This window comes from [Enterobacter] lignolyticus SCF1, assembly GCF_000164865.1.
GTDB lineage: Bacteria > Pseudomonadota > Gammaproteobacteria > Enterobacterales > Enterobacteriaceae > Enterobacter_B > Enterobacter_B lignolyticus.
In genome coordinates this window covers 4700659-4720366 of record NC_014618.1, presented here as the reverse complement: position 1 = coordinate 4720366, position 19708 = coordinate 4700659, and the positions used below count along the sequence as shown (strand labels likewise).

Sequence of the window (19708 nt, the reverse complement as noted above, 5' to 3'; positions counted from 1 at the left end):
GGTTCGCTCCTTGTTTCGACATTGCTTATGTAGTTTTACTTTGCGGTTGGCACCGCAAAGGTTCAGAATTGGGGTAATTTCCCTCATTCCCGGAGGGGTATGTATCAGAATACCACATTGTGTGTATGCCTGTTCCAATACGGTTAAATCAAAGTGAACAATATCCATTCCAAACAAGTCAAAAATGTGACTAATGTCACCGGATTGCGCCAGGTTTCGCTCTGGCGGCGCCAGGATTTACAGCACGCTCAGCCAGACGAGTTAGCTGAGGAAGTCCCGGTGGCGCTGGTTTACAACGGTATCTCGCACGTCGTGATGATGGCGACGCCGAAGGATCTGGAGCTGTTCGCCGTTGGTTTTTCCTTATCCGAAGGGATTATAGAAAATCGACGTGAAATTTTTGGGATGGATGTTATTTCGGCCTGTAACGGATTTGAGGTGCAAATCGAGCTTTCCAGCCGCCGCTTTATGGCGTTAAAAGAGCGCCGTCGCGCGCTGGCCGGGCGTACCGGCTGCGGCGTATGCGGCGTTGAGCAGCTCAATGATATCGGCCGGCCCGTTGCGCCGTTGCCCTTTACGCAGACCTTCTCCCTTCATCATCTTGACGTGGCGCTGGAGCACCTTAACGACGTGCAGCCTATCGGACGCTTAAGCGGCTGCACGCACGCAGCGGCCTGGGTGATGCCGTCGGGCAGGCTGGCGGGAGGGCACGAGGATGTCGGGCGCCACGTGGCGCTGGATAAACTGCTGGGCCGCCGCGCGGGCGAAAGCGACGTCTGGCAGCACGGCGCCGCGCTGGTCTCCAGTCGCGCCAGCTATGAAATGGTGCAAAAGGCCGCCATGTGCGGTGTTGAAATTCTGTTTGCCGTCTCGGCGGCGACCACGCTGGCGGTAGAGGTTGCCGAGCGCTGCAACCTGACGCTGGTGGGCTTCTGTAAGCCGGGAAGGGCCACGATTTATACCCATCCCCAGCGTTTGTTGAGTGTGTAATTTTTAGTCAAAAAATTTGAAAGATGATAGCAAATCCTTCCGCTATCTGTTGTCGGTGTTCAGGGCTACTATTTATCACATCAAGGCACGTCGCCTTACACAGACAACTTAATTGAAGGGTTTATATCATGAAAAGCATCAAAACTTTTGTCGCAGTTATCGCTCTTGCTACCACTTTCGGTTCTTTCGCTGCACAGACCGTGACCGCAACGTCCACCACCATTGACGGCGCAGAAGCGAAAATCGCCGCTCAGGCGCAGGAAGCAGGTGCGGCCTCCTACAAAATCACCCAGGCTTTCACCGGTAACCGCGTTCACATGACCGCAGAACTGAGCAAATAAAGCCAATCAGCCGTACTGTCGAAAGAGCGCCCTCGGGCGCTTTTTTTGTTTATGGCAGCCCGGCCAGGCGCAGTAGCGCCGTGACCACTGCGGCGGCGGCGATAACGATAATCAGCGGGACTTTTTTCCAGGCGAGGATCACGGCGACAGCCACGCCAATCACCCGCGCCATACCGGCAAAATGGCTGCCTTCGAAGAAGGTGGTCGCCAGCGCGACGGCAAACAGTAGCGTCGTGGCGCCGTCGTTGAGCATGGCCTGCGAGCGTTCGGAAAGCGCCAGACGGTTACCCAGCTTCGCCCCGCCAAACCGCATCAGGTACGTCCCGGCTGACAGAATAGCGATGCCGACGATAATCCATAGGGTGTTGCCCATTATTTTTTCCTCGCAAAAACGCCGAGCAGCGACAGCAGAACCGGTACGCCTGCCGGTGTGAAAGGCACAGAAGCCAGTGAAACAGCCGCACCCGTAACGGCGCGAACCAGCGTCGTGCGGTTTTTAAACGCCGGGATCACCAGCGCCAGCAGGATAGCCGGGAACACGGCGTCGAGACCGATGGTTTCCGGCGACGGCAGCAGCTTACCGACCGCCGCGCCGAGCAGCGCGCCTGCCGGCCAGAGGATGGCCACGCCCAGTCCGCACAGCCAGTAGGCGGCCTTGCGCTGTTCGGGGGTTTTTTGCGACAGGCCGAACACCACGCTTTCATCGTTCATGATATGACAGCCAAGGAAGCTGGCGCCGCGTTTACCGACCAGATCGCGCACCGTGACGCCAAACGGTACGTGACGGGCGTTGACCAGTAACCCTGCCGCCGCCGCGGCCAGCGGATTGCCGCCGCTGGCGATAATACCGATGAACATAAACTCGGATGCGCCTGCCAGCACAAAGATGGACAGCACAAACGGCACCCACAGTGGAAAACCGTAGGCGATCGCCAGCGAACCGTAGGACATACCGACGACGCCGACAGCCAGACAAACTAAAAATATCGCTTTTATCGTGTCGCCTTTGAGGCAGGAGAAGTGGTGTTTCATACTATTTTAGCCATATCGAACGAGTATCCATTATAATGAACGCATCAGTATCGTTTATCAAGATGAACGATTCGTTCGATTTATAAAACAGAGGCCGTTTATGACGCAGCCAATTAGCGTGATCGCCAAAAGTCTGGTGCGAGAACGCATGCGGACCGGACTTTCACTGGCGGAAATCGCCCGCCGTGCCGGGATTGCAAAATCCACGCTCTCGCAGCTTGAATCCGGGAATGGTAATCCTAGCCTGGAAACGCTCTGGTCGTTATGCGTGGCGCTGGATATTCCTTTTGCGCGACTGCTGGAGCCGCAGCTGCCGACCACCCAGGTGATTCGTCGCGGCGAGGGCACCAAAGTGGTGGCCGAGCAGGCGAACTATCAGGCGATACTGCTTGCCGCCTGCCCGCCGGGCGCGCGACGCGATATCTACCTGCTGCTGACGCAGCCGGGCGCCGACCGAATTTCGCAGCCGCACCCGCCGGGGTCGGTGGAGCACATTATCGTCACGCAGGGGCGGGCGATGGTCGGCCTGACCAGCGCGCCGGAGGAGTTAGGCGAAGGGGATTACATCTGCTACCCGGCCGATCGCGAGCACGTGTTTAAGGCGCTGGAGCCAGATACCCAGGCGATTCTGGTCGCGGAGCAGAACTGATCCTTCGCCCCGACGTCCTGCGCCGGGGCGAAGGGGGCGTCACGGCAGATAAAACACCGGCTTCAGCTCGCGGCTGACCGGGCTGCTGTCGGCGTTGGCGGGCATCACTTCCGTCATATACCGCCACCAGCGCTGGCAGACTTCGGTGCTGGCGATCGCGTTCCAGCGCTCCTCTGACTCGATTTCCACCGTGGCGAACAGCAGGCTGCGGGCGGCGTCGAGGTAAATGGCGTAGCGGTGCGCGCCGTGCGACTTCAGCACCGCCTCCAGCTCTGGCCAGATGGGGTTGTGGCGACGCTCATACTCGCGATGGGCGTCAGGATTTACCTGCATCACAAACGCTTTGCGGATCATACTGCCTCCGGGGATATCCTTAATGGTAGAGGTCTAGCGCCGACTGCAGCGGCGTCACGCTGAAGCGCTGCGCCAGCGCAATCAGCGCCTGTCGGCTGATAGTCTGCTGCATTCCGCCCATGGAATAGACTTTCACCAGCACATCGGCGGATTTCTCGGCGGTGTCGATAAGGCCAAAGGCATCGTCAAGCGTCGGGCCGCTGCCGAACACGCCGTGAAACGGCCACAGCACCAGAGAATGTTGCTGCATTTCAGTCGCGGTGGACTGGCCTATCTCGTCGGTGCCCGGCACCATCCATGGCAGAATGCCGACGCCATCCGGGAAGACCACCAGGCATTCGGTACTGCCCTCCCACAGCTTGCGGGTGAAGAGGTCGCGGTTGTTTTCCAGTACATAGGTCAACGCAATCAGGTTGGTGGCGTGACAGTGCATGATCGCGCGGTCCTTGCCGCCGGTGGCCCTGATGCGCGCGCAGTGGGAGAGCAGGTGCGCCGGCAGTTCGGACGTCGGCACCGCGTCGTCGGTGAGTCCCCAAAGAATGTGGTAGCCCGCGCCGTCGCTGTCGATCTTTATCACGCCGATGTTTGCCGCCGGGTCGAGCTGCACGTTGCGGAAAAATTTGCCGGAGCCGGTCACGATAAACGGCGTATTGGCAAGCTGCGGCATCGGCTGGCTCAGCGCGATATAGCGCGGTTTTTCGGAAAAATCGGCGCTAAACGGCGCGATATCCGCCTCATCCAGCCGCAGCGTCAGGTTGCCGCCGTTGCGCTCGTCCCAGCCTTTCAGCCAGGCGTCAGAGGTGGCTTTAATCATCCCCTGGACGAACCAGGAATGGGTGATAGTCTGCATCATGTTGTGCTTCCTGTGAAAATGCCGGGTGGCGCTGCGCTGACCCGGCCTACTCTGTACCTGTAGGCCCGGCAAGCAAAGCGCCGCCGGGCGATGGTGTTTACTTACGATTGGCCAGAACGTCTTTCTCATACGCGCGCACGTTGTCCAGCCACTGGCGGCCTGCCGGAACATCGTGACGCTGGCAGTACATCTCCCAGACCGCCTGCCACGGCAGCGATTTTTGCTCCTCCAGCAGCGCCAGACGCCCGGTGTAATCGCCGTCCCGCTCCCGCTGACGCAGCTCGTCGGTAGGCTCCAGCAGGGCGCGCAGCAGCGCTTTTTTCATGTTGCGGGTACCGATAATCCATGCCGCGATGCGGTTGATGGAGGCATCGAAGAAGTCGAGGCCAATATGCACGCGGTCAAACAGGTCGTGGCGGATGATTTCGCTCGCGATGGCCTGGGTTTCATCATCCAGCAGGACGACGTGATCGCTGTCCCAGCGCACCGGGCGGCTGACGTGCAGCAGCAGGCGCGGCACAAACAGCATGGCGGCCGAGATTTTGTCGGAGATGACCTCCGTCGGATGGAAGTGGCCCGCATCCAGGCACAGCGCGGTCTGGCGGCTGGTGGCGTAGCCCATATAGAACTCGTTGGAGCCGACGGTGTAGCTCTCCGCGCCGATACCAAACAGCTTGCTCTCGACGGCGTCGATATGATGCGCCGGGTTCAGTTTTTCGCTCATCACGTCATCCAGCGCGTCCAGCAGGCGCTTACGCGGCGCAAAGCGGTCGACGGTGAGGTCCTTCATACCGTCCGGGATCCAGATATTCATCACCGACGGCGTGCCCAACTGCTCGCCGAACCAGGCGGAGACGCGGCGGCTGGCCTTGCAGTGGTCAATCCAGAACTGGCGGATCTCGTCGTTAGCATGCGAGAGGGTAAAACCGTCGGCGCTCAGCGGATGCGAGAAGCAGGAGGGATTAAAGTCCAGCCCCAGCCCGTGGGTTTTCGCCCATGACACCCAGTTTTTAAAGTGCTCCGGCTTAATATCGTTGCGCGCGACCGGCGCGTCGGATTCCAGATAAATGGCGTGCAGATTCAGACGTTTGGGGCCAGGGATCAGGCTCATCGCCTGCTCGAGATCGGCGCGCAACTCAGCGGCGTTACGCGCTTTCCCTGGATAGTTGCCGGTGGCCTGAATCCCGCCGGTGAGCGAACCTTGCGGGTTTTCAAATCCGGCGACGTCATCGCCCTGCCAGCAGTGCATCGATACCGGTACGCGGTCAAGCTGGCGCAGCGCGGCCTCGACGTCAACGCCTGTTGCGGCATAGCGCTGTTTCGCCAGTTCCCAGGCCTGTTCAAGTTGAGTGGTCATGCGCAAAGCTCCTTTGTCGGTTGTGGCCGAAACTGCGCGGCGCGGCGGGCAATTTCGCTTTTGGGATTCGGGGTCCAGGCGGTCAGCGCGTGGGTGTCGCGGACCACCTGGCGGAATTCATCAACGTCATTCAGTTCGTCAAGCGTCATCAGCTGCACGCCGATATTGCCGAGGGTGGAAGCTTCCACCGGCCCTGACACGACCGTCACGCCGCAGGCATCGGCGCACAGCTGGTTCAGCAGTTGGTTCTGGCTGCCACCGCCGACAATATGCAGCCGGGAGAACGGTTGGCCATGCAGTTCGGCCAGCTCCTGCAGGACGCGGGCATACAGCAGCGCCAGGCTGTCAAAGATGCAGCGAGCCAGCTCCGCCGGGCGTTCTGGCGCAGGTTGATGGCTTTCCCGGCAGGCGGCCTGAATTTCGGCGCTCATATTGGCCGGGTTGATAAAGCGGTCGTGATTGGGGTGAATGACAAAGCGGCATACCGGCACGGCGTCAGCGTCGGCGAGCAGGGCGGAAAGATCGCTGATGTTCTGCTCTTTCAGCACCCGCTGCAGCAGCCACAGCCCCATAATGTTTTTCAGCACCCGATAGCGGCCTTCCGCACCGCCTTCGTTGGTGATGTTGTTCGTCAGCGCCCGCTCGCAGACCTGCGGCGTTTTGCTTTCAAAACCCATCAGCGACCAGGTGCCGGATGACAGCCAGGCGGCGTGGCGGTCGGCCAGCGGCGCGGCAATGACGGCGCTGGCGGTATCGTGGCTGGCGACGGCCACCACGGGAATGCGGTTGCCCTGCGGGCAAATCCAGTGACCGATCACATTGCCCGGATGGGCTGGCGTTCCCAGCCAGCGGGAGGGGACGCCCGCCCAGGCGAGCAAATCCTCATCCCAGGTATCGGTGTGGATATTGACCATCTGGGTGGTCGTGGCGTTGGTGTACTCCCAGTTCATCGCGCCGGTCAGGCGGTAGCTGAAGTAATCCGGCATAAGCAGCGCATGAGCCACCCGATCCACCCATTCCGGTTGTTGCTCTACCAGCGCCCGAAACTGATACAGCGTATTGAAGGGTAAAAACTGGATGCCGCTGCGGCGGTAGATCTCCGCGCGGCCAACCTGCGTTTGCGCCTGTTGCATCACGCCCTGGGTGCGGCGGTCGCGGTAGGAAACCGCGGGTCCCACCCGCTCGCCGTGCCGGTCGAGCAGCACGTAATCCACGCCCCAGGTATCAATACCGATGCTGTCGATAAGGATGCCGTCGTTGCAGACCTTTTGCAGGCCGCAGCGAATCTCCGCTTCCAGGCGGTCGACATCCCAGCAATCCACGCCGTCAACATGCTGCAATGTATTGGTGAAACGGTGAACTTCACGGGTATTCAGCGTCCGCTGTTCGCGGTCATAGCGGGCCAGCATCACGCGTCCGCTGGATGCGCCTAAATCGACAGCCACACAATGGCGAAAAGTCATGGCAGGAGTCCTTCTGATAGTCAGTACGGACAGTCTAAAAAGCGCGGGAGCGAGTCACCTTCTCGTCACTGACAGTCGAAAATGACGGCTGGCAAGAAAGCAAAGATGAACGTGAGAAAGCTCACAATTCCCCGTCATCATGCCGTTTCATGGGGATGTGATGCTGCGCGCATTTCCTGATTTTTCCTGTCGTTTCTTGAAAAACAGGCAGGGTTTGCGCGCTTTATTGCTGAAATTTGAAGGTGAGGTTGATAACGGACCATTACTATTTTGACACTATTTCTCACTGGTGGAGGCCGTTATGACCATACTGCACAGCGTGGATTTTTTTCCGTCAGAGTTCGCCCCCATTGCGATAGAGCCGCGTCTTCCTCAGATCGCGTTTCCTGAGCACCATCATGATTTCCATGAAATTGTGATTGTTGAGCACGGTACCGGCATCCACGTGTTTAACGGCCAGCCCTATACCATCAGCGGCGGGACGGTCTGTTTTGTCCGCGACAGCGACCGGCATCTGTATGAACACACCGATAACCTGTGCCTGACCAATGTGCTGTACCGCGCGCCGGACGCCTTCCAGTTTCTTGCCGGGATGCAAAAGCTGTTGCCGCAGGAGCAGGATGGCGTCTGGCCGTCGCACTGGCGAGTGAGCCAGACGGCGCTGCAGCAGGTGCGAGGCGTCGTGCAGCAGATGGAGCGGTTTGATGACTGCGGCGATGTGCATACCATCGCCCAGCGCGAAATCCTGTTTATGCAGCTGCTGCTGGTGCTGCGTAAAAGCAGCCTGGCGGCGGAAATGACCGATAACGACGCCCGGCTAAACCATCTGATTGCCTGGCTTGAGGATCATTTCGCCGAGGAGGTGTGCTGGGAGCGCGTGGCGGCGCGGTTTTCGCTTTCGTTGCGCACTCTGCACCGCCAGCTTAAGCAGCACACCGGCCTGACGCCGCAGCGCTACCTCAACCGCGTGCGGTTGACCAAAGCGCGGCACCTGCTGCGCCACAGCGATGAGAGCGTTACCGATATCGCCTTTCGCTGCGGTTTCGGCGACAGTAACCACTTTTCGACTCTTTTTCGCCGGGAGTTTAGCTGGTCGCCGCGCGACATCCGCCAGGGACGCGACACGCAGCTACAGTAACGCGAGGAAAATCACCGTTTTGGGGCCGTAAAACGGCTAATAATGACAGGCTATTCGCCGTTGGGGTTACGCTGTGACCGGTCAGTTCATTCTTCGTAAAGCCGATTTTTTCACTTCACCGCGCCAGGCGGTGGCGGTGGCCGATCGCTATCCGCAGAATGTCTTTGCGGAGCATACCCACGAGTTTTGCGAGCTGGTGCTGGTATGGCGCGGCAACGGCTTACATCTTCTTAACGACCGTCCTTATCGCATTACCCGCGGCGATCTGTTCTACATTCGCGCCGAAGACAAGCACTCCTACGCGTCGGTCAACGGTCTGGCGCTGCAAAATATTATCTACTGTCCGGACCGGCTGCGGCTTAACGTCGACTGGTCGGCGCATATCCCGGGGTTGTTTGGGACGCCGTGGATGCCCCACTGGCGCATCGGCAGCAGTGGGATGGCCCAGGCGCGGCAGGTGATCGCCCTGCTGGAGCAGGAGAGCAACAAGGATGAGCCGCTGGCCCACGAGATGGCGGAGCTGCTGTTCGCCCAGCTGGCGGCGACGCTGCGCCGCCACCGCTTCGCCACGGACAACCAGGCCGCCACCCAGAGCGAAGCGCTGCTCGACAAGCTCATCACCGCGCTGGCGGGCAGCCTCAATCGCACCTTTACGCTGGATCTCTTTTGCGCCGAACAGGCGTGCAGCGAGCGCGCCCTGCGCCAGCAGTTTCGCAGCCAGACCGGCATGACCGTCAATCACTATCTGCGCCAGCTGCGCATTTGCCATGCGCAGTATCTGCTGCAGCATTCAGAGCTGCTGATCGGCGACATCGCCAACCGGTGCGGGTTTGAGGACAGCAATTACTTTTCGGTGGTGTTTAACCGCGAGGTGGGGATGACGCCAGGGCAGTGGCGTCATCGTCATCGAACGATGGCGAGATCAGTTCGCCATACCGAGGCCGACAATATTGGCGGCGATAATAATCACCACGCAGCCAAGGCTTAGCACGCCCACCGGACGACGACCCGCATTGTTCCACTCTTTGAGCACCAGCCCCACCAGGCCGCCGCACAGCACGTAGAAGCTCATATGCAGCATCCAGCTCATATAGTCATATTGCGCCGGGATGCGGGCGTGACCCCAGGCATAAAAGAAGAACTGCAGATACCACATCAGGCCGCCGAGCGCGGAGAGCAAAATATTGCTGATGATGAGCGGCTTTGCCAGCGAGAAGTCGGCTTTTATCGACAGATTCGGCATTTTTGCCAGACGAATGACGCAAAAGCCGAGGTTGACCAGCGCGCCGCCGCCCATGATCACCACATAGCTGGGTAACGCGACATACAGCGGATCGACGCCAAGCGCCGCCGCCGCTTCGTGCATCGGTTTCGCGGCATTCATGGCGAATGACATTCCTGCGGAAAAAATGCCGCACATAACGGCCAGTAGCAGCCCTTTTTTCAGATTGAACTCTTCCGCTCTGATCCCCATTTTGCGTTCTTTGAGCTGTCCGGCGCGGGTGACGATTCCGACGCCAATCAGCGCAACCAGAACGCCGAGCAGCGTCATCCGGCCGCCTTCGGTATTGATCAGAACATCAAAGTTGCCGTTGATAATCGGCGTCATCAGCGTACCGACGATAAGCGTAATGCCAATGGCGATGCCGATCCCCATCGACATGCCGAGATAGCGCATGGTGAGGCCATAGTTGATATTGCCTACGCCCCACATGGCGCCGAACAGGAATACCGGCAGCAGCGTCGAGGCGTTAAACGAACCGTAGTAGGCCCAAAAATCCGGGAGCAGCATGGCGCTGATAGCCCAGGGAAGAATGAGCCAGGAGACCACGCCGCCTACCGACCACATCGTTTCCCAGGACCAGTGTTTCACTTTCTTGAAAGGGGCATAGAAACAGGCGGCACTGGCTGCGCCTATCAAATGCCAGAAAATGCCCATCGTAATCGCGTGATTCATAGTTTTTATCCTCATCGTTTCAGGTCGATGAATCTTTCATCTGACGTGATGAGTGTAAAAATTCGTCAGCAGGTTAACCTTCCGGCGGTTGCCGCGTAAGCGAAATGACTGGCAAAAAGCCCGTAAATGCATTGAGCCGGCTCACAAAATTGCCGTTGATGCAGACCGTGAAACCCCCATGAAAACTACGGCATTGATAAGCATTTTCAATATCATTTAATTAACTATAATGAACCAACTGCTTACGCGGCGTTAACACCCAGCCGCCCGATAACAATGGAGATGATTATGAGTTATACACTGCCATCCCTGCCGTATGCGTACGATGCTCTGGAGCCGCACTTCGACAAGCAGACGATGGAAATCCATCACACCAAACACCATCAGGCCTATATCAACAACGCCAACGCCGCGCTGGAAAGCCTGCCGGAGTTCGCCAGCCTCTCTGCTGAAGCGCTGATCGCGCAGCTGGATAAGCTGCCGGCGGACAAGAAAACCGTGCTGCGCAACAACGCGGGCGGCCATGCTAACCACAGCCTGTTCTGGAAAGGCCTGAAAACTGGCACCACCCTGCAGGGCGACCTGAAGGCCGCTATCGAGCGCGATTTCGGCTCCGTGGACAGCTTCAAAGCGGAGTTTGAAAAAGCGGCCGCGACCCGTTTCGGCTCCGGCTGGGCGTGGCTGGTACTGAAAGGCGACAAGCTGGCCGTCGTCTCCACGGCGAACCAGGACTCTCCGCTGATGGGCGAGGCGATTTCCGGCGCATCCGGCTTCCCGATTCTGGGCCTCGACGTCTGGGAGCATGCCTACTACCTGAAATTCCAGAACCGTCGCCCGGACTACATTAAAGCGTTCTGGGACGTCGTGAACTGGGACGAAGCGGCAGCGCGTTTCGCCGCGAAAAAATAAGGCTGCCCGGCGCTAAGCCACTGCTCTGCGGCAATCCCCGAACCCTGCTGACGTCAGCAGGGTTTTTTTATGCCTTCTGCGTGCCGGATGTGACCTGGATCAACAATGAAAACATTGATTCTATAAATATGAAATAGAGTTTTAATTTGTACGTAAGATCACTGTTCTCATGGCCTGTTGCGACTATTGTTTTCTGCAGTGATGCAGATGAAACGCTGTTTTGTTATTGACAGAAAAATACAAAATTCAGCTTATACAATAAGTTATTATGGTGGTGGGAATGCAAATCAAACGTGCAATTGAAAAAATCCCCGGCGGTATGATGCTGGTGCCGCTGTTTCTTGGCGCGCTGTGCCATACCTTTTCGCCGGGCGCGGGCAAGTATTTTGGCTCCTTTACCAACGGCATGATCACCGGAACGGTGCCGATTCTGGCGGTCTGGTTTTTCTGCATGGGGGCGTCTATCAAGCTCAGCGCCACCGGCACCGTGCTGCGTAAGTCCGGAACCCTGGTGGTCACTAAAATTGCGGTGGCATGGGTGGTGGCGGCCGTTGCATCGCGCATTATTCCGGAACATGGCGTAGAGGCCGGTTTCTTCGCCGGACTGTCGACGCTGGCGCTGGTGGCCTGCATGGACATGACCAACGGCGGTCTGTATGCCTCCATCATGCAGCAGTACGGCACGAAAGAAGAGGCCGGAGCGTTTGTGCTGATGTCCCTGGAGTCCGGCCCGCTGATGACGATGATCATCCTGGGCACCGCCGGAATCGCCTCATTCGAGCCGCACGTGTTCGTCGGCGCGGTGCTGCCGTTCCTGATTGGCTTCCTGCTCGGCAACCTCGACCCGGAGCTGCGCGAGTTCTTCGGCAAAGCGGTGCAGACGCTGATTCCGTTCTTTGCCTTCGCGCTGGGCAACACCATTGATTTAAGCGTGATCGCCCAGACCGGCCTGCTGGGGATCCTGCTTGGCCTGGCGGTGATTGTCGTGACCGGTATCCCGCTGATTATCGCCGACAAGCTGATCGGCGGCGGCGACGGTACGGCGGGCATTGCCGCGTCCAGCTCCGCCGGGGCGGCGGTGGCCACGCCGGTGCTGATTGCCGAAATGGTGCCGGCCTTTAAACCGATGGCACCGGCGGCGACCTCGCTGGTGGCGACATCGGTTATCGTTACCTCGATTCTGGTGCCGATAATCACCTCCATCTGGTCACGCAAAGTGAAATCCGCAGCGGTCGGGATAGACGTGCGGCATACGGTAAAATAGCGCCGGCCAGCGATAAAAAAGCCTCACAATGTGTAATGCCGATCAGTTAAGCAAAATAATGAATTTTTATTCATTATTTTGCTTTAAAAGTCCCCCTATGAAAACGCAGTGGAATCGTTCCGTTCACTGAGCCTCCTCTGCTTCCTGTCGGTTTCACTGCGGTGAACGTGTAAAGGGCGTTCGCCGCCACGCCCTTTACAATCCCGGCTCCCGGCAAAGAAAACCGCCGCTCCGCGGTACCCTCGACTTATTGCGTCTGGCTTTCGGGTCGGGTACGACGTCACATCCCTGTGCCGCGCACCCTCCGCCCGCTCCCGGCGGGCGGCCCCGGCCAGTCGCAAACGTCTCGGCGGTTTTCAGCCGGACCTCCCGTTCCCTCCGGCTTCTTCTTCGCCTGCATGGGGCACGGGTGTTGAGTCCCCGCTGAAATCGGCGAACCGGAGACCGGATGACAAGGTCTGGACGCCAGGGAAGGCGGCCAGAGGCGACATGAGACAGGATGTCGAATGGAGCCGACCGCAGGTAGACGGTCGGGAGGTGAGCGTAGTGCGAAGCACCGATTTCGTCGCGGGGCCACGGGGATTGGCAAGGGGGCCGTGGTGGCCCCCTTGTCCCGTTCACAGGATGTGAAGCCTCAGCGTCTGCAGGTCATCAGGTGAACGGAACAACCTGCAGTGCTTAACCGACAAGCATTACCTCACAATGTGAGGCTTTTTGCGTTTTATCGGATGCCGAACTGGCGGTCAACCTGCTGCACCTGCTCTGGGCTCAGCGCGCTGCCCGCGTTGCGCGATGTCGGGGTGCAGTAGCCGAACTTGCGCGATACGACGGTTTTGATGGTGGTGACGAAGTCATCGCCAATGGCATAGATGGCCATATAGCGGCCAATATCGCGCTGGGCGTGGGTCAGCGCGTGCTGATCGCCCTGTTGCCAGGCTTCCCGCGCTTTGACGAACAGCTCCGGCATTACGTTGTTCAGACCGGAAATGACGCCCGCGCCGCCCGCCATCAGGTTGGGAATAAAGTACTCGTCATAGCCTGACAGCACCGCGAAATCCGGACGGATATCCTGGGTGGCGAGGATGATGCTGCGGGTGTGGGACTGGCAGTCCACGGTGTCCTTAATGCCCGCAAAGTGCGGGAACTCGGCGGCAAGCGTCGCGGCGATGTCCGGCGTAATATCGCACCCGGTACGGGCCGGGAAGTTGTAGGCGAACCATTTTCCCTCCAGCCGCTCGCCAACGTGACGAAAATAGCTCAGCACCTGGCCTGCGGTCTGGCCGTAGTAGTAAGGCGGCAGCACCATCACCGCGTCATATCCCGCCTGTCTGGCCTCCTTAGCCATCAGCAGCACGTCGCTAAAGCAGGTGGATGACACGTTGGCGACCATCGCCAGCGGCGACATGGCCCGCGCCTTGCGGATGAGCGTAATACGTTCCTCCAGCGACAGCGAGGCGAACTCGCCGATGCTACCCATCAGCAGAATGACGTCGATGCGGGCCTCGGTCAGCCGCGCAAGATGCTGCGCCAGACCGTCAAAATCAATGCCGCCTTCACTGTCCATGGGGGTAATCGAGGGACACCATACGCCGGTAAAACGAAGAGGACTGGTCACGTCGTTAACTCCTTATAATGAAATGGTGTTTTATTTTCATTAATGGATACCATGAATATCGCAGCGGCAGGTTTACGCATGTCGCATTTTGCGCAGTTTGTATGCAAAAATAGAGTGAATGACGTCGATGCCAGGGGAGGGAAGATGCATTATCCGGTTGAAGTATTTACGGGCCGCGTACGCGAATATACGGGCAGCAGGCCAAGCGCTATCGGCAAAGTTCAGGTGGACGGCGAGCTGACGCTGACCGATGCCGGTCTGGCTGGCGATGAGCAGGCGGAAAAAGCCTGGCACGGCGGCCCCGATCGGGCGCTGTGCCACTACCCGCGGGAGCACTATGCGGACTGGGCGCGCGAATTTCCTGAGCAGGCCGACCTCTTTTTCGCCCCGGCGTTTGGCGAGAATCTGTCCACCGAAGGGCTGACGGAGAAAAATGTCTATATCGGCGATATTTTTCGCTGGGGCGGCGCGCTGATTCAGGTAACCCAGCCGCGCTCGCCGTGCTTTAAGCTCAACTATCATTTCGGCATCAGCGATATATCGTCGTTGATGCAAAACAGCGGGCGGGTGGGCTGGCTGTACCGGGTGATTGCCGGCGGGCCGGTGTCCAGCGAACAGCCGCTGGAGCTGGCGTCGCGCCTGAGCGATGTGTCGGTCTATGAGGCGGCGGCCATTGCCTGGCATATGCCGTTTGATGACGATCGGTACCACCGTCTGCTGTCGGCAGCGGGGCTGTCGGTGAGCTGGGCGCGTACCATGCAAAAGCGGCGGATAAGCGGAGTGATTGAGGATAATTCGCGGCGGCTGTGGGGGAAATAACGGCCATCGCCTTAACCCTCTCCTTTGCCGGAGAGGGTTAAGAGGGCGCTACGAACGCTTGTACAGCGGCAGCCAGATGGTTAACCGCAGACCGCCCAGCGGGCTGTCGTCGGCTTTCACCCAGCCGCGGTGCTGCTGAACGGCGGTTTCGACAATCGCCAGGCCCAGCCCGGTGCCGCCGGATTCGCGATCGCGGGCCTCGTCGGTCCGGTAGAACGGACGGAAAATCTGCTCCCTGTCTTCCGGACTTACGCCAGGACCGTCGTCATCGACGTTAACGGTTATACCGTCTTTATCTACCGAGAAGCTGACCGAGATTTTGGTGTGCGAGTAGCGTAGGGCGTTGCGCACGATGTTCTCCAGCGCGCTCTCCAGGGCGTTCGGGTTGCCGTACAGCGGCCATGGCCCCGGCGGGTACTCCACGGTGAACGATTTACCCATCTGTTCAGCCTCAAACGCGGCGTTGTCCAGCACCTCGTTCCAGATCTGGTTGGCTTTTATCGTTTCGCTGACCAGCGCGTTTTTCGCCTGATTGCGCGACATCACCAGCAGATCGTTGATCATGCTGTCCAGACGATGGGCTTCGGTCTCGATTCGCTCCAGCTCTTTGCTCTCGCCGGCCCGGCGACGCAGCAGGGCGGTGCCCAGCTGCAGGCGCGTAAGCGGCGTGCGCAGCTCGTGAGAGATATCCGACAGCAGACGCTGCTGCGAGGTCATCATCCGCTCCAGCGCCGTCACCATCTGGTTGAAGCTCGCGCCCGCGGCGAGAAACTCCTGCGGCCCGGCCTCTAGTTCAGGATGCTGACGCAGGTTGCCCTGAGCGACTTCATCGGCGGCATTCTTCAGCTTGCGCGCCGGTTTCGCCAGGCTCCACGCCAGCCAGAGCAGCAGCGGAGAACTGACCAGCATCGTGACGATCAGCAGCAGCAGAGGGCGGTCAAACAGCAGGTTGATAAAATCGGATTGCGACGTGCTCGCCGGACGAATCAGGTACAGCTGGTAGTTGTCTTCCCCATCGCGAACGGAAAACGGCCCGACCATTTCCACCCGGCCGTAGCGTTTTTTCTGCGGATGATCCGAGTTATCGGACTGGCCGATAAAGTTACGAATGATCTGCATTTCGTTGCGTTCTGCGCCGATCACGCGGCCTTCGCTGGTCACCAGCAGCAGGCGTTGCCCCGGCGGCGCCCACTTATCGATGGCGCGGAACAGGCGACGCCACCACATCAAATCGTTGGGTGGGTCGTTCGCCAGCTCAGCTTCAACGTGTTGTTCAATCATCAGCCCCTGACGCTGTTCGCTGTCCAGAAGCTCGGTCATCTGGCGCGAATCAAGCTTCGGCAGCATCAGCACCAGCATCAGCACCAGTGCCAGGGTTAACCAGAAAATGGCAAAGATGCGTGCTGTCAAACTTCCTATCATGAAGCGGACACCATCAGATAACCGCGGCCGCGCAGGGTTTTAAACCAGGGATGACCATCTTTCCGCTCCGGCAGCTTACGGCGCAGGTTGGAGATGTGCATGTCGATAGCGCGATCAAACGGCGTCAGGCGCTTGCCCAGCACTTCCTGGCTCAGGTGTTCGCGGGAAACCACCTGGCCGAGATGCTGCGCCAGCAGGTACAGCAGCGTGAACTCGGTGCCGGTTAGCTCAAGCGTGGTGCCGTCGAAGCTGGCTTCCTGGCGGCCCGGGTTGAGGCTCAGGGCGTCGACTTCCAGCGTCGGCGAACCGGTTTCGGTATTTTGCTGCTGCTCGCTCCAGTGAGAACGGCGCAGAATGGCGCGAATACGCGCGACCAGCTCGCGATCGTTAAACGGTTTTGGCAAATAGTCGTCCGCGCCCAGCTCAAGGCCGAGGACGCGATCCAGTTCGCTGCCGCGCGCGGTCAGCATAATTACCGGCGTCTGGTGTGTCTGGCGAAGCTCTTTAAGCGTATCAATACCGTTTTTCTTCGGCATCATCACGTCGAGCAAAAGCAGGTCAATGCTGTCATCAAGAAGCGCCAGCGCCTGCTCCCCGTCATGGGCAACGAGCACGTTAAAGCCTTCCATATCAAGCAATTCCTTCAACAGGGAGGTGAGCTCCCGGTCATCATCAACTAACAGGATTTTATTCATTGATTAAATACCTCCGAGGCAGAAATTACGTCATCAAGGCTCGTTAATCCATGGCTTTACGTTGTTTTACACCCCCTGACGCATGTTTGCAGCCTGAATCGTAGACTGTCTCTCGTTGAATCGCGACACAAAAGTTTTTGGGAGCAAGTGATGCGCAAAGTTACCGCTGCCGTCATGGCCTCAACACTGGCGCTCACTGCGTATTGCCAGGCTGCTGAAGTCGTCACCGGCGTTAACTGGCAACCCACCGAAGTGGATATGCAGCGCAGCAGCCAGAGCCATATGTTTGACGGCATAAGTTTAACCGAACATCAGCGCCAACAGATGCGGGATCTTATGCAACGTGCGCGGCACGACCAACCGCCTGTTGATGTTAGCGAAATGGAGACAATGCACCGCCTTGTCACCGCAGATAAATTTGATGAAACTGCTGTCCGCGCTCAGGCAGAAAAAATGGCGCAGGAGATGGTTGCCCGCCAGGTTGAAATGGCGAGAGTGCGCAACCAGATGTATCGCCTGTTAACGCCCGAGCAGCAAGCGGTTTTGAACGAGAAGCACCAGCAACGAATGGATCAGTTGCGTGAGGTCGCACGGATGCAGCAAGACTCAACCAGCACCTTATTGAGTAGTAGCAGTACCCGACGTACCCAGTAACAAACCCTGTTTTCCTTGCCATAGACACCATCCCTGTCTTCCCCCACATGATGTGGGGGTTTTTTTTGCCCGCAATTTCCTGCTATCGAATTCCGCTATACTACCCGCAGATGACAGCAGGAGTGTTTATGATTCAATCTTATGGCCGTCTGGTCAGCCGCGCGGCCATCGCGGCGACGGTGATGGCGTCTTCGTTACTGGTGATCAAAATTTTTGCGTGGTGGTACACCGGGTCGGTCAGTATTCTGGCGGCGCTGGTGGACTCGCTGGTGGATATTGCGGCCTCGTTGACCAACCTGCTGGTGGTGCGCTACTCGTTACAGCCAGCCGATGAAGATCATACCTTTGGTCACGGCAAGGCGGAGTCGCTGGCGGCGCTGGCGCAAAGCATGTTTATTTCCGGTTCGGCGCTGTTTTTGTTCCTCACGGGGATCCTGCACCTGATTACGCCCCAGCCGATGAACGAGCCCGGCGTCGGGATGATAGTGACGGTGGTCGCGCTGATCTGCACTCTGGTGCTGGTGACGTTTCAGCGCTGGGTGGTGCATAAGACGCAAAGCCAGGCGGTGCGCGCCGATATGCTCCATTATCAGTCCGATGTTATGATGAACGGCGCTATTCTGGTGGCGTTGGGGCTCTCCTGGTACGGCTGGCATCGCGCGGACGCACTGTTTGCTCTGGGGATTGGCGTCTATATTTTATATAGTGCATTACGCATGGGTTACGAAGCGGTGCAATCGTTGCTGGATCGCGCACTACCGGATGAGGAACGCCAGCAAATCATCAACATCGTGACCGGCTGGCCAGGCGTGCGCGGCGCGCATGACCTTCGAACGCGGCAGTCAGGGCCGACCCGCTTTATTCAGATTCATTTGGAAATGGAAGATAACCTGCCGTTGGTGCAAGCGCATCTTGTGGCCGAGCAGGTAGAACAGGCAATATTGCTGCGCTTTCCGGGATCTGATGTCATTATCCATCAGGATCCGTGCTCGGTGGTGCCGCAGGGGCGGCAGGGCTTTTTGGACTTTCGTAATTCGTTGTAAAAATGTGGACCGGTCGGGCTTTTTTTGGATAAATTACCGCCAGTTAGCCTGACCTGAATCAATTCAGCACGAAGCGCTTGATATACTATTTGTACTTATACGTATCGTTCACTCCCGGTGGGGAGCGCTTCGGGCAAACAGACTCTATATTTGCATTCCTAAGTTCAGAGGTAGTCATGATTAAGAAAATCGGTGTGTTGACAAGCGGCGGTGATGCCCCGGGTATGAACGCAGCAATCCGTGGCGTTGTACGCGCAGCGCTTTCGGAAGGTCTGGAAGTTTTTGGTATCTATGATGGCTACCTCGGTCTGTATGAAGATCGTATGGTGCAGCTCGACCGCTACAGCGTGTCCGACATGATCAACCGCGGCGGCACCTTCCTGGGCTCTGCGCGTTTCCCGGAATTCCGCGACGAAAAAGTTCGCGCTGTGGCTATCGAAAACATGAAAAAGCGCGGCCTGGACGCGCTGGTGGTTATCGGCGGTGACGGTTCCTATATGGGCGCCAAGCGCCTGACCGAAATGGGCTTCCCGTGCGTTGGCCTGCCGGGCACTATCGATAACGACATCAAGGGCACCGACTACACCATCGGCTTCTTCACCGCGCTGGGTACCGTCGTGGAAGCGATTGACCGTCTGCGCGACACCTCTTCTTCTCACCAGCGTATCTCCATCGTTGAAGTGATGGGCCGCTACTGCGGCGACCTGACCCTGGCGGCGGCCATTGCGGGCGGCTGTGAGTTCGTCGTGGTGCCTGAAGTCGAGTTCAGCCGTGAAGATCTGGTCGCTGAAATCAAAGCCGGTATTGCGAAAGGGAAAAAACACGCGATCGTCGCTATCACAGAGCACATCTGCGACGTTGACGAGCTGGCGAAGTACATCGAAACCGAAACCAAGCGTGAAACCCGCGCGACCGTTCTCGGCCACATCCAGCGCGGCGGTTCTCCGTGCCCGTACGACCGTATTCTGGCGTCCCGCATGGGCGCGTACGCTATCGACCTGCTGCTGCAGGGCCACGGCGGCCGCTGCGTCGGCATCCAGAACGAGAAACTGGTGCACCATGACATCATCGACGCTATCGAAAACATGAAGCGTCCGTTCAAGACCGACTGGCTGGACTGCGCGAAAAAGCTGTACTGATTGGCGCGAAGATG

21 protein-coding genes are annotated in these 19708 nt (G+C 58.5%); 11 read left to right on the top strand and 10 right to left on the bottom strand.

The features are described 5' to 3' along the window. The first annotated feature begins 153 nt into the window (after positions 1-153). Positions 154-990 carry a formate dehydrogenase accessory sulfurtransferase FdhD gene (gene fdhD / locus ENTCL_RS21900; RefSeq protein ID WP_013368304.1) on the top strand — a complete coding sequence of 279 codons (837 nt, stop codon included), beginning with the start codon at positions 154-156 and terminating at the stop codon, positions 988-990. Positions 991-1118: 128 nt separating this feature from the next. After that, on the top strand, positions 1119-1331 hold the full coding sequence (locus ENTCL_RS21895) for a YdgH/BhsA/McbA-like domain containing protein (protein ID WP_013368303.1): 213 nt from the start codon (positions 1119-1121) through the stop codon (positions 1329-1331). Between the two features lie 49 nt (positions 1332-1380). On the opposite strand, the gene ENTCL_RS21890 is transcribed toward ENTCL_RS21895, so the two are convergent. Continuing rightward, positions 1381-1704: an AzlD domain-containing protein gene (locus tag ENTCL_RS21890; protein WP_013368302.1), complete on the bottom strand. Its 324-nt coding sequence runs from the start codon at positions 1702-1704 to the stop codon at positions 1381-1383. Beyond that, entirely contained in the window at positions 1704-2363 is a 660-nt protein-coding gene (locus tag ENTCL_RS21885) for an AzlC family ABC transporter permease (protein ID WP_013368301.1), read from the bottom strand. Before ENTCL_RS21885 ends, ENTCL_RS21890 begins: the two co-directional genes overlap by 1 nt. 100 nt (positions 2364-2463) lie before the next feature. On the opposite strand from ENTCL_RS21885, the gene ENTCL_RS21880 reads away from it, so the two are divergent. Then, the gene (locus tag ENTCL_RS21880) at positions 2464-3012 is read left to right on the top strand and encodes a helix-turn-helix domain-containing protein (RefSeq protein WP_013368300.1); all 549 of its coding nucleotides are present in this window, start codon (positions 2464-2466) and stop codon (positions 3010-3012) included. A 39-nt stretch (positions 3013-3051) separates the two neighbouring features. Here the strand turns inward: ENTCL_RS21880 and rhaM are convergent, their stop codons facing one another. The 4 genes from rhaM to rhaB form a co-directional block, all read right to left on the bottom strand. Next, positions 3052-3366: an L-rhamnose mutarotase gene (gene rhaM / locus ENTCL_RS21875; protein ID WP_013368299.1), complete on the bottom strand. Its 315-nt coding sequence runs from the start codon at positions 3364-3366 to the stop codon at positions 3052-3054. Between the two features lie 19 nt (positions 3367-3385). Beyond that, complete coding sequence (gene rhaD, locus ENTCL_RS21870) at positions 3386-4216, bottom strand: rhamnulose-1-phosphate aldolase (protein ID WP_044612208.1); 831 nt, start codon at positions 4214-4216, stop codon at positions 3386-3388. A 100-nt stretch (positions 4217-4316) separates the two neighbouring features. Then, positions 4317-5576: an L-rhamnose isomerase gene (locus tag ENTCL_RS21865; RefSeq protein ID WP_013368297.1), complete on the bottom strand. Its 1260-nt coding sequence runs from the start codon at positions 5574-5576 to the stop codon at positions 4317-4319. Further along, positions 5573-7039, bottom strand: a complete 1467-nt coding sequence (gene rhaB, locus ENTCL_RS21860; RefSeq protein WP_013368296.1) for a rhamnulokinase — start codon at positions 7037-7039, stop codon at positions 5573-5575. The genes ENTCL_RS21865 and rhaB overlap by 4 nt, the downstream gene beginning before the upstream one ends. Before the next feature lie 301 nt (positions 7040-7340). On the opposite strand from rhaB, the gene rhaS reads away from it, so the two are divergent. Together rhaS and rhaR are read left to right on the top strand one after the other, a co-directional pair. Continuing rightward, positions 7341-8177, top strand: coding sequence for an HTH-type transcriptional activator RhaS (gene rhaS / locus ENTCL_RS21855; RefSeq protein ID WP_013368295.1), 837 nt, complete (start codon positions 7341-7343; stop codon positions 8175-8177). 73 nt (positions 8178-8250) lie between these two features. Continuing rightward, positions 8251-9165 carry an HTH-type transcriptional activator RhaR gene (gene rhaR / locus ENTCL_RS21850; protein ID WP_013368294.1) on the top strand — a complete coding sequence of 305 codons (915 nt, stop codon included), beginning with the start codon at positions 8251-8253 and terminating at the stop codon, positions 9163-9165. Here rhaR and rhaT read toward each other — a convergent pair. After that, the gene (gene rhaT / locus ENTCL_RS21845) at positions 9100-10134 is read right to left on the bottom strand and encodes an L-rhamnose/proton symporter RhaT (protein ID WP_013368293.1); all 1035 of its coding nucleotides are present in this window, start codon (positions 10132-10134) and stop codon (positions 9100-9102) included. The genes rhaR and rhaT overlap by 66 nt on opposite strands. A gap of 288 nt (positions 10135-10422) precedes the next feature. Here rhaT and sodA point away from each other — a divergent pair, with 288 nt between their 5' ends. Then, complete coding sequence (gene sodA / locus ENTCL_RS21840; RefSeq protein ID WP_013368292.1) at positions 10423-11043, top strand: superoxide dismutase [Mn]; 621 nt, start codon at positions 10423-10425, stop codon at positions 11041-11043. Between the two features lie 280 nt (positions 11044-11323). Further along, positions 11324-12307 carry a 2-keto-3-deoxygluconate transporter gene (gene kdgT / locus ENTCL_RS21835; protein WP_013368291.1) on the top strand — a complete coding sequence of 328 codons (984 nt, stop codon included), beginning with the start codon at positions 11324-11326 and terminating at the stop codon, positions 12305-12307. Positions 12308-13028: 721 nt separating this feature from the next. On the opposite strand, the gene ENTCL_RS21830 is transcribed toward kdgT, so the two are convergent. Beyond that, positions 13029-13922 (bottom strand): dihydrodipicolinate synthase family protein, encoded by an 894-nt coding sequence (locus tag ENTCL_RS21830; RefSeq protein WP_013368290.1) that lies wholly within the window; start codon positions 13920-13922, stop codon positions 13029-13031. 144 nt (positions 13923-14066) lie between these two features. On the opposite strand from ENTCL_RS21830, the gene yiiM reads away from it, so the two are divergent. Next, on the top strand, positions 14067-14741 hold the full coding sequence (gene yiiM, locus ENTCL_RS21825; protein ID WP_013368289.1) for a 6-hydroxyaminopurine reductase: 675 nt from the start codon (positions 14067-14069) through the stop codon (positions 14739-14741). 48 nt (positions 14742-14789) lie between these two features. Here the strand turns inward: yiiM and cpxA are convergent, their stop codons facing one another. Both cpxA and cpxR read right to left on the bottom strand, forming a co-directional pair. After that, positions 14790-16163, bottom strand: coding sequence for an envelope stress sensor histidine kinase CpxA (gene cpxA / locus ENTCL_RS21820; protein ID WP_013368288.1), 1374 nt, complete (start codon positions 16161-16163; stop codon positions 14790-14792). Continuing rightward, positions 16160-16858: an envelope stress response regulator transcription factor CpxR gene (cpxR, locus tag ENTCL_RS21815; protein WP_013368287.1), complete on the bottom strand. Its 699-nt coding sequence runs from the start codon at positions 16856-16858 to the stop codon at positions 16160-16162. The genes cpxA and cpxR overlap by 4 nt, the downstream gene beginning before the upstream one ends. A gap of 150 nt (positions 16859-17008) precedes the next feature. Between cpxR and cpxP the strand changes: the two genes are divergently transcribed. From cpxP to pfkA, 3 genes are all read left to right on the top strand, one after another. Then, positions 17009-17512 carry a cell-envelope stress modulator CpxP gene (gene cpxP, locus ENTCL_RS21810; protein WP_013368286.1) on the top strand — a complete coding sequence of 168 codons (504 nt, stop codon included), beginning with the start codon at positions 17009-17011 and terminating at the stop codon, positions 17510-17512. A gap of 128 nt (positions 17513-17640) precedes the next feature. Further along, positions 17641-18555 carry a CDF family cation-efflux transporter FieF gene (fieF, locus tag ENTCL_RS21805; protein WP_013368285.1) on the top strand — a complete coding sequence of 305 codons (915 nt, stop codon included), beginning with the start codon at positions 17641-17643 and terminating at the stop codon, positions 18553-18555. 176 nt (positions 18556-18731) lie between these two features. Continuing rightward, entirely contained in the window at positions 18732-19694 is a 963-nt protein-coding gene (gene pfkA / locus ENTCL_RS21800) for a 6-phosphofructokinase (RefSeq protein ID WP_013368284.1), read from the top strand. Positions 19695-19708 lie beyond the last annotated feature (14 nt).

Bases quoted from the DNA above. Each gene is read 5' to 3' on its own strand.
- ENTCL_RS21895 (WP_013368303.1), top strand. From the start codon at position 1,119: ATGAAAAGCATCAAAACTTTTGTCGCAGTTATCGCTCTTGCTACCACT.
- ENTCL_RS21890 (WP_013368302.1), bottom strand. From the start codon at position 1,704: ATGGGCAACACCCTATGGATTATCGTCGGCATCGCTATTCTGTCAGCC.
- ENTCL_RS21885 (WP_013368301.1), bottom strand. From the start codon at position 2,363: ATGAAACACCACTTCTCCTGCCTCAAAGGCGACACGATAAAAGCGATA.
- ENTCL_RS21880 (WP_013368300.1), top strand. From the start codon at position 2,464: ATGACGCAGCCAATTAGCGTGATCGCCAAAAGTCTGGTGCGAGAACGC.
- rhaM (WP_013368299.1), bottom strand. From the start codon at position 3,366: ATGATCCGCAAAGCGTTTGTGATGCAGGTAAATCCTGACGCCCATCGC.
- rhaD (WP_044612208.1), bottom strand. From the start codon at position 4,216: ATGCAGACTATCACCCATTCCTGGTTCGTCCAGGGGATGATTAAAGCC.
- ENTCL_RS21865 (WP_013368297.1), bottom strand. From the start codon at position 5,576: ATGACCACTCAACTTGAACAGGCCTGGGAACTGGCGAAACAGCGCTAT.
- rhaB (WP_013368296.1), bottom strand. From the start codon at position 7,039: ATGACTTTTCGCCATTGTGTGGCTGTCGATTTAGGCGCATCCAGCGGA.
- rhaS (WP_013368295.1), top strand. From the start codon at position 7,341: ATGACCATACTGCACAGCGTGGATTTTTTTCCGTCAGAGTTCGCCCCC.
- rhaT (WP_013368293.1), bottom strand. From the start codon at position 10,134: ATGAATCACGCGATTACGATGGGCATTTTCTGGCATTTGATAGGCGCA.
- sodA (WP_013368292.1), top strand. From the start codon at position 10,423: ATGAGTTATACACTGCCATCCCTGCCGTATGCGTACGATGCTCTGGAG.
- kdgT (WP_013368291.1), top strand. From the start codon at position 11,324: ATGCAAATCAAACGTGCAATTGAAAAAATCCCCGGCGGTATGATGCTG.
- yiiM (WP_013368289.1), top strand. From the start codon at position 14,067: ATGCATTATCCGGTTGAAGTATTTACGGGCCGCGTACGCGAATATACG.
- cpxA (WP_013368288.1), bottom strand. From the start codon at position 16,163: ATGATAGGAAGTTTGACAGCACGCATCTTTGCCATTTTCTGGTTAACC.
- cpxR (WP_013368287.1), bottom strand. From the start codon at position 16,858: ATGAATAAAATCCTGTTAGTTGATGATGACCGGGAGCTCACCTCCCTG.
- cpxP (WP_013368286.1), top strand. From the start codon at position 17,009: ATGCGCAAAGTTACCGCTGCCGTCATGGCCTCAACACTGGCGCTCACT.
- fieF (WP_013368285.1), top strand. From the start codon at position 17,641: ATGATTCAATCTTATGGCCGTCTGGTCAGCCGCGCGGCCATCGCGGCG.
- pfkA (WP_013368284.1), top strand. From the start codon at position 18,732: ATGATTAAGAAAATCGGTGTGTTGACAAGCGGCGGTGATGCCCCGGGT.